The sequence below is a fragment of the Shewanella polaris genome, from assembly GCF_006385555.1.
Lineage (GTDB): Bacteria > Pseudomonadota > Gammaproteobacteria > Enterobacterales > Shewanellaceae > Shewanella > Shewanella polaris.
Genome location: NZ_CP041036.1, coordinates 2130318 through 2146068 on the forward strand (window position 1 = coordinate 2130318; position 15751 = coordinate 2146068).

Consider the following 15751-nt stretch of genomic DNA (forward strand, 5'->3'; position numbering starts at 1 on the left):
ATACCGATTTACGGCTTTAATTTACAACGTAGTAAGGTATGACCAAGACCAATATTATCAATGTCTTCATCAACATACAGCCCAGCTTCATTAATCATTTTTAGCATATCTTTACTGTGGTACATGCGGCTATTCCCATTGGCAATAGCGGTGAAATACAACGACGTTGCGTTAACACAATAGGCGCCCGCTTCGTGTGGCTGTCGATCCCAATAGGTCTCTAAAATACAAAGTTCACTGCCAGGCTTCATCGCAGCCACTGTGCGTTGCAGAATAGTGATAATTTGTTGTTTTGAAAAACAATCTAAAAATTGACTCATCCAATACAAATCACCACCTTGGTAGAAAGGCTTGTTGCTATCGAGTAAATCTGTTTCAAATGGATGTACCCGATCTGCAACCAAATGAGTTTGTGCATTTTTCATTGCAACAGCAAGTTGACCGGGTAAATCCATAATGGTTACTTTGACGGTTTTATTATAATGGGTGCATGCAAATGCCCATTTACCAGTATTGCCACCCACATCAATAATATGGTCCGGCTGTGACTTGAATATTAATGGTAATAGGCTGTCAAAAGCATGATCTGAATAATAATGATCAAATTCAAACCAGCTTTTTTTAGTTTGTTCAGGTAGTTGGCTTAATCCTGGGTAAATCGTGTCCCAATCACCTAAGTGCTTAAGTCCAATTGCTTTACCTTGCTTAAGTGACTCATCGAGTTCAAACAAACCTTGATAGCAAACATCATGAATGAAGTTTAGATTTTTTGCGGCCATATCATCATGGAGCAAGAAATAGCCCGTTTTATCCAATCGATAATGATCATCCTTACACCAAAAAATACCCATGCTGAGTCCCATATCAAGCAATACGTGAATGGCATATTCAGACAATTCAACATGCTGAGTAAGTTGAACAAGACTAATGCCTTGTTCACCAGCCTGATCAACCTCAGCGAGTAAACCAAATTTATTTAAGCAACGTGCGACTTGAAAACTGACAGGTGCAAAAGCTATTTTTTGTGCTTCAAACTTGGCATCAAAAGCAGATATTTTTTTGGGAGATTGATAAAAATACATTAGAAACGTTAACTTAACAATGAGGAAAATATTGATATTAGATTAGCAAATAAATATCACTAAGGTTTTGACCTAGTTCTAGTTTTCGTTTTTTTAGGTTAACAATAATACACATCAGCTAAATATTATCTGGAACTAAGTCTGATTAATTCAACAGGCCCTAGTGTTTACATAGCTTTGCGTAACCTTACTTTACTATTAGTCATTATTAACCCCATCTTAACCCTACTGCATGTATGGTATTTCTATGGTGTCATTACACCCTTGGAGACATAATGAATTCACCCATTTCGATTAAAACACAGGCATTAAACCTACATTTACGTTCATTAAAATTTACTAAGCACAAAAGGTTGGCTTGTGCCTATCTAGCATTGGCAATCGTGCCATTTGTTATTGCCCAGTTATTGGGTATGGAATTTACTGGTGTCTATAGCAGTGTGCTAGGTGCCGTTAATTTAATTGCAATGATGGTTTTCTTTATGCAATTTCCGCTAGCTGGACGGCTAAAGTATTTGCCATTATTTGCCAACATAGACTGGGGGATCACCAAGCATAAACAGTTCGGTAAATATCTCGGTATTTTCTTCTTCTTACATCCCATATTAATTGTATTACCCAAAGGCTTTATTTCTATAGATGACTTGTGGTTAAGCATTGTCAGTGTGGTGACGTCACCAAATATGTTAACAGGAATAATAGCTTGGTTAACAATGGCGGTTTGGGTATTAATGTCGATTTATAAAGACAAGCTCAATCTACGCTATGAGACTTGGCGTTTATTGCATGTTATTGGTTTTGCAATTATTGCTACGTTGGCGACACTGCATGTGACAACCATTGGAAGTCATGGACAATTTAACCATGCATTCAATATCACTTGGTGGTCTTTGTACTGTGTGTCGATGGCATTGTTAATTTATAACTACTTCATTAAGCCACGTAATATTAAAAAGCATCCTTACGCCATTAATGCACTTGAAAAAATCAGTGAGTGTGATTGGAAACTGAGTATTAAATCCAAAACAGCGCAATCATTAAATTATCAAGCAGGTCAGTTTGTGTGGATTAACACCAGTGGTAATCCATATAACTTGGAACAACATCCTTTTTCGATAGTAACCGCTTCTCAACAACACAAAATGATATCGTTTATTATTAGAGAGTTAGGCGACTACACTTCATCATTAAGCCAACTTGAATTAGGTGCAACTGTTTATATTGATGGTCCTTACGGCAATATGACACTTGAGCAAGCTAATTTAACGAGAGGAATAACGTTAATTGCTGGGGGGGCAGGTATTGCGCCCATACTAGGTTTATTACGTCAACTAGCAGAACAACATGATCCCCGTCCAATTAGACTTATTTACGCTAATCATACACTCGATCGTATGGTCTGTTTATATGAGCTAATAGCACTTGAACAAACCATGGTCGATTTTAAGCTGAAATTAGTGTGTGAACATATTGAAAATAACGATCTTTTGAGTGGTCGTCATTTAGTGAAAGGATTTATTGATTTACAGCAGATTGCTGCCAGTGTCACTACTCAATTAGAAACACAATGGACATTTTATGTATGTGGCCCCGAATCAATGTTAACGGCGACGACTGGTCATTTTAAGCAACTGGGTGTGGCAAATAATCAAATCCATTTTGAACAACTTGCATTTTAATTAGGAGCAAAAGATGCCTATTAAGCAAATATCTGGCTGCATTGGTTGCGAGGCTTGTGTCAAAAGTTGTCCAACTGATGTTATTCATATGAATAAAGAAACAAACAAAGCTGAAATACGTTACCCGGAAGATTGTCAGATCTGTCATTTATGCAGATTATATTGTCCTGTTGGTGCAATCACTATCACCCCGGATAAAAGTATTCCTGTCATGGTGTCTTGGAGGTAATGATGAAACCCGAACAAACTTTATCTCGTCGTCAATTTATCGGCATAGCAGGCGGCATAGCCGGAGCTGCAGCATTCGCTAGTATTCCGTTTGATGCGCCCGCACAAGAGAATAAACCTAAGATAAACAGCAAAGACTTTACTGTCGATAATCGTGAGCTTGATGTGCTAATTATTGGTGGTGGCATGGCAGGGTTATTTGCTGCAGTAAAAGCCCATCATGCAGGTTCGAAAACCCTAATAGTATCCAAAGGGCGAGTCGGTAGCTCAGGGTTAACGCCTTTCGCAAAAGGAATTTTTAGTTACGATAAAGACAATGCCATCATGAGTATTGATGAATTTGTTGCCCAAGTAACAGAATCTGCCATTCAGACTAATAATCCTGTATTTACTCGGCAATTGGCTGAGCATTCTTATGCTCGAGTACAAGAGCTCAAGGCATGGGGATTCTTTGATTCACCACTTTATCATCACAGTTTTATGAAGCCCCTCAACGAACGTAATATTCCCGTTGAGGAACGTATCATGATCACTCACTTGTTAAAGCAAGATGGTAGGGTTGTAGGCGCCTCAGGTTTTAGTTTAGATGAATTAAAAATCGTTCATTATCATGCCAAAACAGTGGTCTTGTGTACCGGGTCGGGTGGATTCAAACCCAGTGGATTTCCAGTATGTGATTTAACTCATGACGGCACCATTATGGCTTATAAAATTGGCGCTAAAGTGACGGGTAAAGAATGGAACGATGGACATCCCGGTTCGGCTAAGAATTCAGGTTCTTGTTACGACAATTGGCATGGTCAAATTGAAGAAAAACCATCAGTTACAGCGGCTGAAATTCATCATGACTTGGGTGTCGATATGAATTATCAAGCTTATACTCAGGGGGCTCCGGTAATGATGATGCCACCACAGCATGCAGGAAAGAGTGAACAAAACCAGGCAGCTAAACTTGACTCATTTCCAGCAGGTCCATTTGTACCAGATGTATTTAAACGTTCAGGACCACCACCACGTCCACAAGAAGAAGGCTTTATAAGAACGTTAATTTCAGGTAAAGGTCACTCAGGTCCTCCGGGGATGGGAGGCAATCAAGTAGGTGGTTCAAGTGCAGGCATGGCAATTCATAAATCAGAAGGATTGGTGCCAATTAATGAACAAGGATTATCGACTATACCCGGTTTGTATGCAGCTGGTGATGCTTTAGGCTCATATATGTCTGGCGGTATTTATACTCAAATTGGTTCATCGCTTGCTGGTTCGGCTGTGCAGGGCGCTATTGCGGGTGAAGCAGCAGCAAAAGATAGTTTAAATGTCAAAGGAAAACTAACGGTTTCTGAAACATATTTAGCATTAGTTAACCAGCAAATACTAGCGCCACTAACGCGTAAACAGGGTTATAGTCCTGCTTGGGTAACCCAAGTATTACAAGGTGTGATGATCCCTAATTTTGTGCTTTATATTAAAAAGGAACGCATGATGCAAGCAGCATTGGCCTATGTAGAAGAGCTCAATGAACATCATGTTCCGATGCTCATGGCTGATGATCTCCATGCGCTGCGTTTGGCTCATGAAACTGAAAACATGATTGTTACCGCAGAAATGAAACTCAAGGCATCAATTATGCGTACAGAAAGTCGTTGCAGTCATTATCGTTTAGATTACCCAGACGTTGATTATGAAAACTGGCAAGCATGGATCAATATCTCTAAAGATACCAATGGCAATATGCGATTAGAAAAGCAACACTTTGATAGCTGGCCAAACTTTAGCTAAATGAGTAGCTGAGTTAATAACAAACAGCCGACTCAAGGAGTCGGCTGTTTCATTATGGTCAGTCCAAGTAATAACGACTTATAGTACAGCAGCTATCGATTTAGCAAGGTAATCAACGTTTGCTTCACTAATACCGGCAATACTGATGCGGCTTGAACCGACCATATAGACGCTATATTGCTGTTTCAATGCGGCAACTTGTTGTGGGTTAACACCTAGAAATGAAAACATACCTTTTTGACGAGCGATAAAACTAAAGTCGCGGTCAACACCATTGGCGGCTAATTGCTCAACCAACATAGTGCGGTTACCGTTAATACGATCTCGCATCACTTTAAGCTCATCTAACCATTGTTGCTTAAGCGCTGGCGTCCCTAAAATGGTTTCAACAATCGCAGCGCCATGAGCAGGTGGCATTGAATAAATACAGCGCACTACATACAACAATACTGATAGTGCGACATCTGCCGTTGCACTGTTTTTAGCTACAATAGAGCAAGCACCAATACGTTCGCGGTATAAGCCGAAGTTTTTGGAACAAGAGCTACATAAAATCATGTTTTCAACTGATGCGGCCATTTGGCGAACACCATAAGCATCTTCATCAACACCATCGCCAAAACCTTGGTAAGCCATGTCAATTAATGGTGTGAAACCTTGCTTAGCCGTTATCTTAACGACTTGATCCCACTGCTCAGGGGTTAAATCCATACCACTAGGGTTATGGCAACAAGCATGCAATAACACCACATCATCTTTACCAATGGTATTTAACGCCGCCATCATCTGTTCAAATTTGAGAGTTTTAGTATTGTAGTCGTAATATGGATAGGTTTTAACCGTAATACCAGCAGCCTCAAATAAACCTGTGTGATTTGCCCACGTTGGATCGCTCACCCATAACACCGCATTAGGATTACAACGTTTAATAAAGTCTGCTGCAACACGCAGGGCACCTGTTCCACCAGGGGTAGACACTGTACGCACTCGGTTAGCCAGTAATGCTGTGTGGCTAGCACCAAAGGCTAATTCACCCATTAACTGGTTAAACGATGCTGAACCCGTAGGGCCGATGTAGACTTTGGTTGTTTCTGTGTCTAAACGAATTTTTTCAGCTGCTTTAACGCAATCTAAAATGGGCGTATGGCCAACAGGGTCTTTGTAAACGCCGACACCTAAATCGACTTTATTTGGGTGACTGTCTTCACGATATTGAGTTAGCAGACCTAAAATAGGATCAGCAGGTAAGGCTGTTAGGGTATTGAACATGAATAGAACCTTATATTAGCTATTTGCCCTAAGCATAACGTGCTTTAAACAAAGAGATAAAGTCATAATTGATCGCTATCTCAATTAATTGAATATTGAGATTTTTTCATCTGCAAAGTTTACTGAACGGACAAATAATACTGTCATATCGATAAATTATCTGCTGTAATGGTGCTCCATTACATTGTTTTGCTCTGTTCTTAACGAGTAAACGAGTATTAGCAGGTGTAAATGGCAATAAAATGAATTATTGGTACTAGCAATAATCGTCATTATCCGTATTCTGTTAGCCTGTAATGGTAATAATTAATTAACAATTACCAAGTTAACCCCTGTAATGAATTTGTTCCACTTGATTTACGCTGTCTGGCAATAAATGAGTGATGTTAACCACCAAGATTAAAACGAACTTAATCTTTAGCAAAAAGAAGAAAGCGAATGAAGCAACTGCGTCTTAATCCTATTACTTGTATAGATGGCGAAATTAATATTCCCGGATCTAAAAGTATTTCAAACCGTGCATTATTATTAGCGACACTTGCCAAAGGCAGCACCACACTTACAAACTTGCTCGATTCAGATGATATTCGTTATATGTTGGCATCGCTTAAGCAACTGGGTATTAACTATAAGTTAAGTGATGATAAGACAGTGTGTACTGTTGAGGGGAATGCAGGGCCAATTTCATCGGATGCTGCGCAAAGTTTGTTTTTAGGCAATGCCGGTACTGCAATGCGTCCATTGTGTGCAGCCTTAACGTTAGGGCAAGGAGAGTTTACCTTAACTGGCGAGCCACGAATGGAAGAACGTCCGATTGGCGATTTAGTCGATGCACTTCGTCAATTAGGCGCAGATGTGACTTACCTTAAAAATGACGGTTTTCCACCATTAACAATTAAGGCCACTGGACTTAATGGCGGTGATGTCGAAATAGCTGGTGATTTATCAAGCCAGTTTTTAACGGCACTATTAATGGTTGCACCACTGACTAAAGATAGCGTCAATATTAAGATCAAAGGTGAACTTGTTTCCAAACCTTATATCGATATTACCATCGCGTTAATGAAACAGTTTGGTGTTGAAGTGATTAATCATCAATATCAACGATTCGAAATTAAAGCCGGCCAACAATATGTATCACCTGGAAAAGTGCTTGTGGAAGGTGATGCATCATCTGCATCATATTTTCTTGCCGCCGGAGCTATCCAAGGTGGTGAAGTTAAAGTAACGGGCGTGGGCCGCTTAAGCATTCAAGGCGATGTAAAATTTGCAGATGCCTTGGCGCAAATGGGGGCTGACATAGAGTGGGGTGATGATTTCATTATTGCCAGAAAATCGAATCTTAGTGCCATTGAAATGGACATGAACCATATCCCTGATGCTGCAATGACCATTGCAACAGCGGCATTATTTGCTAAAGGCACCACAAAACTGACCAATATCTACAATTGGCGTATTAAAGAGACGGACCGTTTAGCCGCGATGGCCACTGAGTTACGTAAAGTGGGCGCAATGGTTGAGGAAGGACACGATTACATTACCATCACACCACCTGAAGCATTAAATACGGCGGCGATTGACACCTACAATGATCATCGTATGGCGATGTGTTTCTCATTAATGGCATTTGCTGATTGTGGCATCACTATCAATGATCCTGACTGTACGTCTAAAACATTCCCAGATTACTTTGACCAATTTTTACAGTTGGCTAAATAACACCGTATAGCTATAGTCAAATTGGCCATTTTGCATATAAGGTATGTGTAAAAGGACGATCTTGATTTTAATAACTGAAAATTCATCAGTAATTAACATTTTTTTGTTATACAATGCGCGCGCTTATTTTGACGAACCCTTTATCTTTTTCAGGGACGATAGATTATTTTCGGAGGAACTTATGTCAGAACGATCTCCAGTGATCACAGTTGATGGCCCTAGCGGTGCAGGGAAAGGGACAATCTGCCAATTATTGGCGCAGCATTTAGGTTGGCATTTATTAGACAGTGGTGCAATTTATCGTGTTTTAGCCTTAGCCGCTATTCATCATGATGTTGAACTAGAAAACGAAGAAGCACTGACGTTATTAGCTGCACATCTTGATGTTCAATTTTTGACTGGCACTGAGAAAGATGCGATTAAAGTGATTCTTGAGGGTGAAGATGTCACCACGACGATTCGTACCCAAGAATGCTCAAATGCAGCATCCTTAGTGGCCGCGTTACCGCGTGTACGTGAGGCATTATTACGTCGCCAACGGGCTTTTTGTGTCAAACCTGGTTTAGTCGCTGACGGACGCGATATGGGTACGGTGGTTTTTTCTAAAGCACCGGTAAAAATATTTTTAACTGCATCTGCTGAAGAACGGGCTCAAAGACGCTATAATCAGTTGCAGGACAAGGGCTTCGATGTTAAAATCGATCGCCTTTTAGCTGAAATTATTGAACGAGACGACCGCGACATCAATCGCGCCGCTTCGCCATTAGTCCCAGCTGATGACGCACTTGTTATTGATACAAGTGGTGTAGGTATAGATGATGTATTAAAGCAGGTGCTTGAATACGTTAAACAAAAAATTACTGTTACGTAGACGAATTGTCGTTTATTGTGCAGTAGGTATTCGTGTTAAGGATGACATGAATAATATTACTAGACTCCACATCTAGGATGGATGGTGGTTTTAAATATGAAGTAACCTAAAACATGACTGAATCTTTTGCTGATCTATTTGAACAATCCCTTGAAACTTTAGAGTTCCGTCCAGGTTCTATCGTCCGTGGTACAGTTGTTGCCATTGAAAACGGTATGGTACTTGTTGACGCTGGTCTTAAGTCTGAAAGCCCAATCAATGCTGACGAATTCAAAAACGCACAAGGTGTTTTAGAAATTCAAGTTGGTGATGAAGTTGACGTAGCCCTTGACTCTGTTGAAGATGGCTTCGGTGAGACTCAATTGTCTCGCGAAAAAGCTAAGCGTCATGAAGCTTGGATTGTTCTAGAAAAAGCGTACGAAGATGCTGAAACTGTAATCGGTATCATTAATGGTAAAGTTAAAGGCGGTTTCACTGTTGAATTAAACGGTATCCGTGCCTTCTTACCAGGTTCTCTAGTTGATGTGCGCCCAGTTCGCGACACCGCTCACTTAGAGTACAAAGAATTAGAATTCAAAGTTATCAAGCTTGACCAGAAGCGTAACAACGTTGTTGTTTCTCGTCGTGCAGTTATCGAATCTGAAAGCAGTGCTGAACGTGATACTCTTCTTGAGAATCTACAAGAAGGCCAAGCTGTTAAAGGTATCGTTAAAAACCTTACTGACTACGGTGCATTCGTAGACTTAGGTGGTGTTGACGGTCTTTTACATATCACTGATATGGCTTGGAAACGTGTTAAGCACCCATCAGAAATCGTTAATGTTGGTGACGAAATCAACGTTAAAGTACTTAAGTATGACCGTGAGCGTACTCGCGTATCACTAGGTCTTAAGCAACTTGGCGAAGATCCATGGTTAGAAATCAGCAAGCGTTACCCAGAAAGCACTAAGCTTACTGGTCGCGTAACAAACTTAACTGACTACGGTTGCTTCGTCGAAATCGAAGAAGGCGTTGAAGGTTTAGTACACGTTTCTGAAATGGATTGGACTAACAAAAACATTCACCCATCTAAAGTTGTTAACTTAGGTGATGAAGTTGAAGTGTTAGTACTAGACATCGATGAAGAACGTCGTCGTATTTCTCTAGGCCTTAAACAGTGTAAAGTTAACCCATGGGATGACTTCGCAACTAAGTTTAACAAAGGCGACAAAGTATCTGGTAAGATCAAGTCAATCACTGACTTCGGTATCTTTATCGGTCTTGACGGTGGAATCGATGGTCTTGTTCACTTATCTGACATTTCTTGGAACGGTACTGGCGAAGACGCAGTTTCTGAATACAAGAAAGGCGACGAAATCCATGCAGTGGTTCTTTCAGTAGACCCAGAGCGTGAGCGCATCAGTTTAGGTGTTAAGCAAACTGAAGATGATCCATTCAACGCATACTTAGCTGACAAGAAGAAAGGCACCGTAGTTCACGGTACTGTTTCTGCTGTTGACGCAAAAGGTGTTACAGTTGAATTAGCAGAAACAGTTGAAGGCTACATTCGTGTTGCTGACATCTCTGCAGATCGTATCGAAGATGCATCTACTGTATACTCAGTAGGCGATGCAATCGAAGCTAAGTTCATGGGTGTAGATCGTAAGAATCGTTCTATCAGCTTATCTATCAAAGCGAAAGATGAAGCTGAACAGAAAGAAGCGATTGCTACTTTGAACAAGCAAGACGAAGTTGTAATGAGCAGCGCAATGGCTGAAGCATTTAAAGCAGCTCGTAAGTAATCGAAGATCGTCTGTTGTATGGGGACGTGGTCCCCATTAGGCGACTGTGTTTGGCTTGATAATATGGAATAGCTAAGATGACAAAATCTGAACTTATCGAAAAACTTGCCACTAGGCAGTCGCAACTGTCGGCGAAAGAAGTGGAAAGTGCAATCAAAGAAATGTTGGAGCAAATGGCAACAACATTAGAAAGCGGTGATCGTATCGAAATCCGTGGATTTGGTAGTTTTTCACTTCACTATCGTGCACCGCGTATGGGCCGTAATCCAAAAACAGGAACCTCTGTTGACTTGGAAGGCAAATATGTACCGCACTTTAAGCCAGGCAAAGAACTGCGGGAACGTGTCGATGCTGTTAATCTTTGATTAACGCTTTAAAAAAAGCCTCCTTTTGGAGGCTTTTTTGTATCTAATGTCAGTCAATGCTGGTCAGCTCAGTAAAATTCTTGGATAATCATTATATTGATGCGCCTGTATGGAGAATAGCGTGAGATCATTTATTGCAATTATATTAGTAGGATTGTTATTTGTTTTAGCATTATTATTTGGTGCTAAAAATGAACAAGTGGTTACCTTAAGTTACTTTATTGCCGAAGGGCAGTATCGGTTACCTGTGGTACTAGCAGTGGTCTTTTTCAGCGGTTTTATCATCAGCTGGATATTTGCCTGTTATCACATCATTAAGCTCAAACTTGCTTTACGTAAAAGTAACAAAGCGTTGAAAAAGCTTACCGCTGCTGACACAACAAGCGTTGCAGTAACGCCTAAGGACCAAGCCGCCTAGTATGCTAGAAATCTTGTTCTTGTTATTGCCTATCGCTGCCGGTTATGGATGGTACATGGGACGACGCAGTATTCGTCATAACGATAGCCAGCATAGTAAAAAGTTAAGCCGAGATTATTTTACTGGGCTTAATTTTTTATTGTCGAACGAGTCTGATAAAGCGGTCGATCTATTTATAAGTATGCTTGATGTTGATGATGAAACTATCGACACTCATTTATCGTTAGGGTCACTCTTTCGCAAGCGTGGTGAAGTAGACCGCTCAATCCGTATTCATCAAAACTTGATTGCTAGGCCGAGTTTGACCAATGAGCAGCGTGATATAGCCATGATGGAGTTGGGTAAAGATTATATGGCTGCAGGTTTTTACGACCGAGCCGAAGAGATTTTTATTAATTTAGTCAGTCAAGATGACCACAGTGAAGAAGCTGAAACACAACTTCTGTTAATCTACCAAGTGACTAAAGAATGGCAAAGTGCCATCGATATTACTAAACGATTACCTCGGAAACGCCAGCAAGTGCTCAAATGCACCACGGCACATTTTTATTGCCAACTCGCTGATGAAGCTAATGACGATGCAGATAAAATTAAAAAACTACAGCAAGCCATTAAGCAAGACTCTCAATGCGGTCGAGCTTGGTTAACCTTAGCTAAAATTTATCTCGATGCCGGCCAATTTGATTTATGTAAACAAGCGTTACAACAACTCAAAGTGGCTGACATTGACTTATTTGCTGACGGTGTTTCAATTGCGAAACAAGTCTATAGAGACACTCAAGACCCCGATGGTTTTCACGAGCTGCTTGCTAAAGCAATTGCAGATGGTGCGGGTGCCAGTGTGGTTGTGGCTCTCGCCGAACACAAAATAAGCCTTAATCAACATCAAAGTGCCGAAACCATGATGCTGGATAACCTCTATCGTCATCCGACAATGAAGGGTTTTCAGCACTTAATGAAATTACATATTAAACAAGCTGAAGATGGGCAGGCGAAACAAAGTTTATCTATGCTTGAACAGCTGGTAGAACAACAAATTAAATTTCGCCCTAGTTATCGCTGTACAGCCTGCGGTTTTCCGTCTCATGGTTTATATTGGCATTGTCCATCATGTAAACAATGGGGCAGTATCAAGCGTATCAAAGGGCTTGATGGTGAATAACGTCATCATCGCACTCACGACACTATAATAAATGTACTAACACAAGCTATTGCCGCTGGAGTCCTAATGACTGATAAATCAATTGTAGTTGCCCTCGACTATGACAATAAAAAAGATGCATTAACCTTTATTGATAAACTAGACCCAGACATGTGTCGTTTAAAAATCGGCAAAGAGATGTTTACGTTATTCGGACCTGAACTGGTTAACGATATCCACAGTCGTAATTTTGATTTGTTTCTCGATTTAAAGTTTCATGATATTCCCAATACGGTCGCCAAAGCCGTTGCTGCGGCTGCCGATTTAGGCGTGTGGATGACCAATGTCCATGCCAGCGGTGGATTAAGCATGATGCAAGCAGCCAAGAAGGCGTTAGAACCGTTTGGTAAAGACGCACCATTATTGATTGCTGTTACTGTATTAACCTCAATGTCTGATGAAGACTTAGCATTACTCGGTATCAATGTGCCAGCCTTTGAGCATGTATTACGCTTAGCAAAGTTAACTCATCAAGCAGGCCTTGATGGTGTGGTTTGTTCTGCACAAGAGGCTAAGTTACTTAAATCATCATTTGGCAAAGACTTTATGTTAGTCACACCGGGGATTCGCCCCGCAGGCAGTGATGCGGGTGATCAACATCGAGTGATGACACCATCACAAGCTATTGCAGCAGGATCAGATTATTTGGTGATTGGACGACCAATTACTCAAGCTGCCGATCCATTAGCAGCACTTAAGGCTATTTATCAATCACTGCATGTTTGATTTGTTATCGCGGTAGTGGCTTTGACTCAGTCATGGTACTTAGTCAATCTACACTACAAGGGTAACTCTTTTACATTAACCAAAATCACACAGAAATAAGGGATGACGATGTTTGATGGTAAAGGGTTTGATTACACAGGTAAAAATGTTGTTGTGGTTGGCGGTACATCCGGTATTAATCTTCAAGTTGCCATTCAATTTGCTAAAGCCGGAGCCAATGTTGTCGTCGCGAGTCGCAGTATTGATAAGGTCAATGCCGCGGTTGAATTACTGATTCAAGCTAATCCGAATGCCAAGCATTTAGGTGTTAGTTTTGATGTGCGTGACAATGATGCCTTAACCGTCGGTTTTGCCAAAATTGCAGATGTTTACGGTCATATTGATGTGTTACTGAGTGGTGCAGCGGGTAACTTTCCGGCCAGTGCAGCAAAGCTGTCGAACAATGGTTTCAAATCGGTCATTGATATTGATTTAATTGGCAGTTTTCAAGTGTTGAAACAGGCTTATCCATTGTTATCACGTCCTAATGCCAGCATTATTCAAATTTCAGCACCGCAAGCGTATATCGCGATGCCGTTACAAGTGCATGTTTGCGCCGCTAAAGCCGGCGTCGATATGTTAACTCGTACATTAGCATTAGAGTGGGGCGTTGAAGGGATACGAATTAACTCTATCGTACCAGGACCAATTGCCGATACTGAAGGCTTTAACCGCTTAGCCCCCAGCGATGAACTCCAACAGCGGGTGGCAAATAGTGTGCCGTTAAAACGTAATGGTAAAGGTCAAGATATTGCCAATGCAGCCTTGTTCCTAGCATCAGATATGGCATCCTACATTACTGGAGTTGTGTTGCCGGTTGACGGTGGTTGGTCATTAGGTGGAGCCAGTATTGCAATGACAGAATTAGGCGAGATAGCCGCCAAGCACGGTTTATAAAAATCGATAAAATTAAAGGTAAATACCATGGCAAATGCATTACAAGATCAACTGCTTAAAGCAGGTCTTGCCAGTAAACAAAAAGTACGAGACGCAAAGACACAAAAGCGTCGTGACAAAAAAGCTAAAGTTGATGACGGTAGTTCTGAGCTTAAGCAACAAATCGCTGAGCAAAAATTAATGCAAGCGAAAAAAGATAAGGCATTGAATGAACAGCGCTTTGCTGAAGCATCAGAAAAAGGTCAAGTGCGAGGTTTAATCAGCGAGTTTTCGAAGTTTGCGATTACAGTAGTGAAAGATGCCGAGCTTAAGTTTAACTTCACGTTAGAAAATAAGATTTATTCGGTTTATATTACCGATAAAATTCAAGCTGATTTACTTAATGGCAGTTTAGGGATAGTCCGTTATGAAGATAAAACCTACATCGTGCCACATAAGCTCGCAGAACGAGTTAAGCTACTTGTTCCACAATGGTGTGGTTATTTGTGGGATAAAGAGGCGAAAGATTCTGTTGCGCAAGTGAGTGATGAAAACGATCCATATGCTGATTACGCGATCCCAGATGATTTAATGTGGTAATCATTGTGTGCAATAAAAAACCTCTTTTATAGAGGTTTTTTATTGCATTATTATCGATGACCGTTCATCTATAGTTGGTAAATTATTTAGCTGTTAATGCAAATACTTGCTGGCAATAGGCTAAGTGATGGCGGATGACATCTAAAAACTGTGATGCTTGGTAATCGACTAGGTACCAATAACTGGTGTTATTTTGTGGGTCTTCATTGTAAAACAATGCTTCAGCGGTGAGTAAGTCTTCTTGGCTTGCATAAGACAGCCAATGCACGCTGGGTAAATTACTTAACGCGGCCAATAGCGCATATTGCATATCCAGGTTAATAGGGCGCTCGGTTGTGACTTGCAAGGCTAAGGTTTGTGCTGTAGAAAACTTAATGTTATTTGGTTTTTGCTCTCGTTGTCGAACTAGATCACTCAGTAACACTTCAAATGGATTGATATCAGGCATTTCTAAACTGGCATCAAGTTCAACTTGCATTGTAGCTTCATTAATCAATAATTCAGGCCACATAATATTGTCATTAGTTAATTGCAGCCCTAATGCAAGACGACGCTCTCCTAACCAGTTATGCACCATACAGGGTAAATAATCACCAGCAGACATGTCTTGTGATCGTTGCAATGACGGCAGCAACGACATCCGTTGTACATTAACGTGTTTAGCCACAATCGACATTAAAAAAAGGGTGACTAAACCTGATGATGGCCAACAATTTAATTGTTTTTTCAGTGTATTCGCTACTTGTGTGAGTAACAATACTAGTTGCGTGTCATCTAGGCTATTACTGACTGTAAAGGCATCAGCTGAGCCAGCATAAGGGCCATTACAGATGTTGATAACATTATCGTCATCATGCTGTGTGCCATTAAAAATAAAGCTATGGCCAATTTTTGCAGGTTGCCAATCACCATGGGCGTTACCAATGATGGTCACTTCTTGGTACGACTCAGTCGCAGTGGTTAAGGGAATTTCTGAGTCATTTGTTGTGTGCATTACGTTTAGTTCGCTTTTATCTAAAATAGGAGGAAGACCATTACATTGTTCATCTTAGTAGGTGACAACTCAATGAGCATAAAATAATTGTAACTCATTGATACTGTGATAGGTCGATATTCTTTAT

15 protein-coding genes are annotated in these 15751 nt (G+C 40.7%); 12 read left to right on the top strand and 3 right to left on the bottom strand.

All coding sequences use genetic code 11. From position 1 onward, the window contains the following. Positions 1-8: 8 nt before the first annotated feature. Positions 9-1082, bottom strand: a complete 1074-nt coding sequence (locus FH971_RS09305) for a methyltransferase (protein ID WP_140234110.1) — start codon at positions 1080-1082, stop codon at positions 9-11. 275 nt (positions 1083-1357) lie between these two features. On the opposite strand from FH971_RS09305, the gene FH971_RS09310 reads away from it, so the two are divergent. Genes FH971_RS09310 through FH971_RS09320 form a run of 3 tightly spaced genes read left to right on the top strand, consistent with a single transcriptional unit; the run spans position 1358 to position 4765 of the window. After that, positions 1358-2761, top strand: a complete 1404-nt coding sequence (locus FH971_RS09310) for a ferredoxin reductase family protein (RefSeq protein ID WP_167496001.1) — start codon at positions 1358-1360, stop codon at positions 2759-2761. 13 nt (positions 2762-2774) lie between these two features. Beyond that, positions 2775-2990: a 4Fe-4S dicluster domain-containing protein gene (locus tag FH971_RS09315; RefSeq protein ID WP_137227248.1), complete on the top strand. Its 216-nt coding sequence runs from the start codon at positions 2775-2777 to the stop codon at positions 2988-2990. Beyond that, a complete protein-coding gene (locus tag FH971_RS09320) occupies positions 2990-4765 on the top strand; it encodes an FAD-dependent oxidoreductase (protein ID WP_140234112.1) in 1776 nt (591 codons plus the stop codon). Before FH971_RS09315 ends, FH971_RS09320 begins: the two co-directional genes overlap by 1 nt. 78 nt (positions 4766-4843) lie before the next feature. On the opposite strand, the gene FH971_RS09325 is transcribed toward FH971_RS09320, so the two are convergent. After that, positions 4844-6034: an amino acid aminotransferase gene (locus FH971_RS09325; RefSeq protein WP_140234113.1), complete on the bottom strand. Its 1191-nt coding sequence runs from the start codon at positions 6032-6034 to the stop codon at positions 4844-4846. A 438-nt stretch (positions 6035-6472) separates the two neighbouring features. Between FH971_RS09325 and aroA the strand changes: the two genes are divergently transcribed. From aroA to FH971_RS09370, 9 genes are all read left to right on the top strand, one after another. Then, on the top strand, positions 6473-7753 hold the full coding sequence (aroA, locus tag FH971_RS09330; RefSeq protein WP_140234114.1) for a 3-phosphoshikimate 1-carboxyvinyltransferase: 1281 nt from the start codon (positions 6473-6475) through the stop codon (positions 7751-7753). A 181-nt stretch (positions 7754-7934) separates the two neighbouring features. Then, on the top strand, positions 7935-8624 hold the full coding sequence (gene cmk, locus FH971_RS09335; RefSeq protein ID WP_137227244.1) for a (d)CMP kinase: 690 nt from the start codon (positions 7935-7937) through the stop codon (positions 8622-8624). Between the two features lie 113 nt (positions 8625-8737). Continuing rightward, complete coding sequence (gene rpsA / locus FH971_RS09340) at positions 8738-10405, top strand: 30S ribosomal protein S1 (RefSeq protein WP_137227243.1); 1668 nt, start codon at positions 8738-8740, stop codon at positions 10403-10405. A 77-nt stretch (positions 10406-10482) separates the two neighbouring features. Further along, on the top strand, positions 10483-10770 hold the full coding sequence (gene ihfB, locus FH971_RS09345) for an integration host factor subunit beta (protein ID WP_137227242.1): 288 nt from the start codon (positions 10483-10485) through the stop codon (positions 10768-10770). Positions 10771-10891: 121 nt separating this feature from the next. Next, complete coding sequence (locus tag FH971_RS09350; RefSeq protein WP_137227241.1) at positions 10892-11188, top strand: LapA family protein; 297 nt, start codon at positions 10892-10894, stop codon at positions 11186-11188. 1 nt (position 11189) lies between these two features. Continuing rightward, on the top strand, positions 11190-12350 hold the full coding sequence (gene lapB / locus FH971_RS09355; RefSeq protein WP_137227240.1) for a lipopolysaccharide assembly protein LapB: 1161 nt from the start codon (positions 11190-11192) through the stop codon (positions 12348-12350). A gap of 66 nt (positions 12351-12416) precedes the next feature. Continuing rightward, a complete protein-coding gene (pyrF, locus tag FH971_RS09360) occupies positions 12417-13115 on the top strand; it encodes an orotidine-5'-phosphate decarboxylase (protein WP_140234115.1) in 699 nt (232 codons plus the stop codon). Positions 13116-13223: 108 nt separating this feature from the next. Further along, entirely contained in the window at positions 13224-14051 is an 828-nt protein-coding gene (locus FH971_RS09365) for an SDR family oxidoreductase (protein WP_140234116.1), read from the top strand. 27 nt (positions 14052-14078) lie between these two features. Continuing rightward, on the top strand, positions 14079-14630 hold the full coding sequence (locus tag FH971_RS09370; protein ID WP_140234117.1) for a DUF2058 domain-containing protein: 552 nt from the start codon (positions 14079-14081) through the stop codon (positions 14628-14630). Between the two features lie 82 nt (positions 14631-14712). Here FH971_RS09370 and FH971_RS09375 read toward each other — a convergent pair whose 3' ends face one another. Beyond that, positions 14713-15624 (bottom strand): hypothetical protein, encoded by a 912-nt coding sequence (locus FH971_RS09375; protein ID WP_140234118.1) that lies wholly within the window; start codon positions 15622-15624, stop codon positions 14713-14715. Between the last annotated feature and the right edge of the window lie 127 nt (positions 15625-15751).

What these genes read in the sequence shown, in the direction of transcription:
- cmk (WP_137227244.1), top strand. Translation starts at nt 7,935, where the DNA reads ATGTCAGAACGATCTCCAGTGATCACAGTTGATGGCCCTAGCGGTGCA.
- FH971_RS09370 (WP_140234117.1), top strand. Translation starts at nt 14,079, where the DNA reads ATGGCAAATGCATTACAAGATCAACTGCTTAAAGCAGGTCTTGCCAGT.
- FH971_RS09325 (WP_140234113.1), bottom strand. Translation starts at nt 6,034, where the DNA reads ATGTTCAATACCCTAACAGCCTTACCTGCTGATCCTATTTTAGGTCTG.
- FH971_RS09310 (WP_167496001.1), top strand. Translation starts at nt 1,358, where the DNA reads ATGAATTCACCCATTTCGATTAAAACACAGGCATTAAACCTACATTTA.
- FH971_RS09305 (WP_140234110.1), bottom strand. Translation starts at nt 1,082, where the DNA reads ATGTATTTTTATCAATCTCCCAAAAAAATATCTGCTTTTGATGCCAAG.
- aroA (WP_140234114.1), top strand. Translation starts at nt 6,473, where the DNA reads ATGAAGCAACTGCGTCTTAATCCTATTACTTGTATAGATGGCGAAATT.
- FH971_RS09375 (WP_140234118.1), bottom strand. Translation starts at nt 15,624, where the DNA reads ATGCACACAACAAATGACTCAGAAATTCCCTTAACCACTGCGACTGAG.
- pyrF (WP_140234115.1), top strand. Translation starts at nt 12,417, where the DNA reads ATGACTGATAAATCAATTGTAGTTGCCCTCGACTATGACAATAAAAAA.
- rpsA (WP_137227243.1), top strand. Translation starts at nt 8,738, where the DNA reads ATGACTGAATCTTTTGCTGATCTATTTGAACAATCCCTTGAAACTTTA.
- FH971_RS09365 (WP_140234116.1), top strand. Translation starts at nt 13,224, where the DNA reads ATGTTTGATGGTAAAGGGTTTGATTACACAGGTAAAAATGTTGTTGTG.
- FH971_RS09315 (WP_137227248.1), top strand. Translation starts at nt 2,775, where the DNA reads ATGCCTATTAAGCAAATATCTGGCTGCATTGGTTGCGAGGCTTGTGTC.
- ihfB (WP_137227242.1), top strand. Translation starts at nt 10,483, where the DNA reads ATGACAAAATCTGAACTTATCGAAAAACTTGCCACTAGGCAGTCGCAA.
- lapB (WP_137227240.1), top strand. Translation starts at nt 11,190, where the DNA reads ATGCTAGAAATCTTGTTCTTGTTATTGCCTATCGCTGCCGGTTATGGA.
- FH971_RS09320 (WP_140234112.1), top strand. Translation starts at nt 2,990, where the DNA reads ATGATGAAACCCGAACAAACTTTATCTCGTCGTCAATTTATCGGCATA.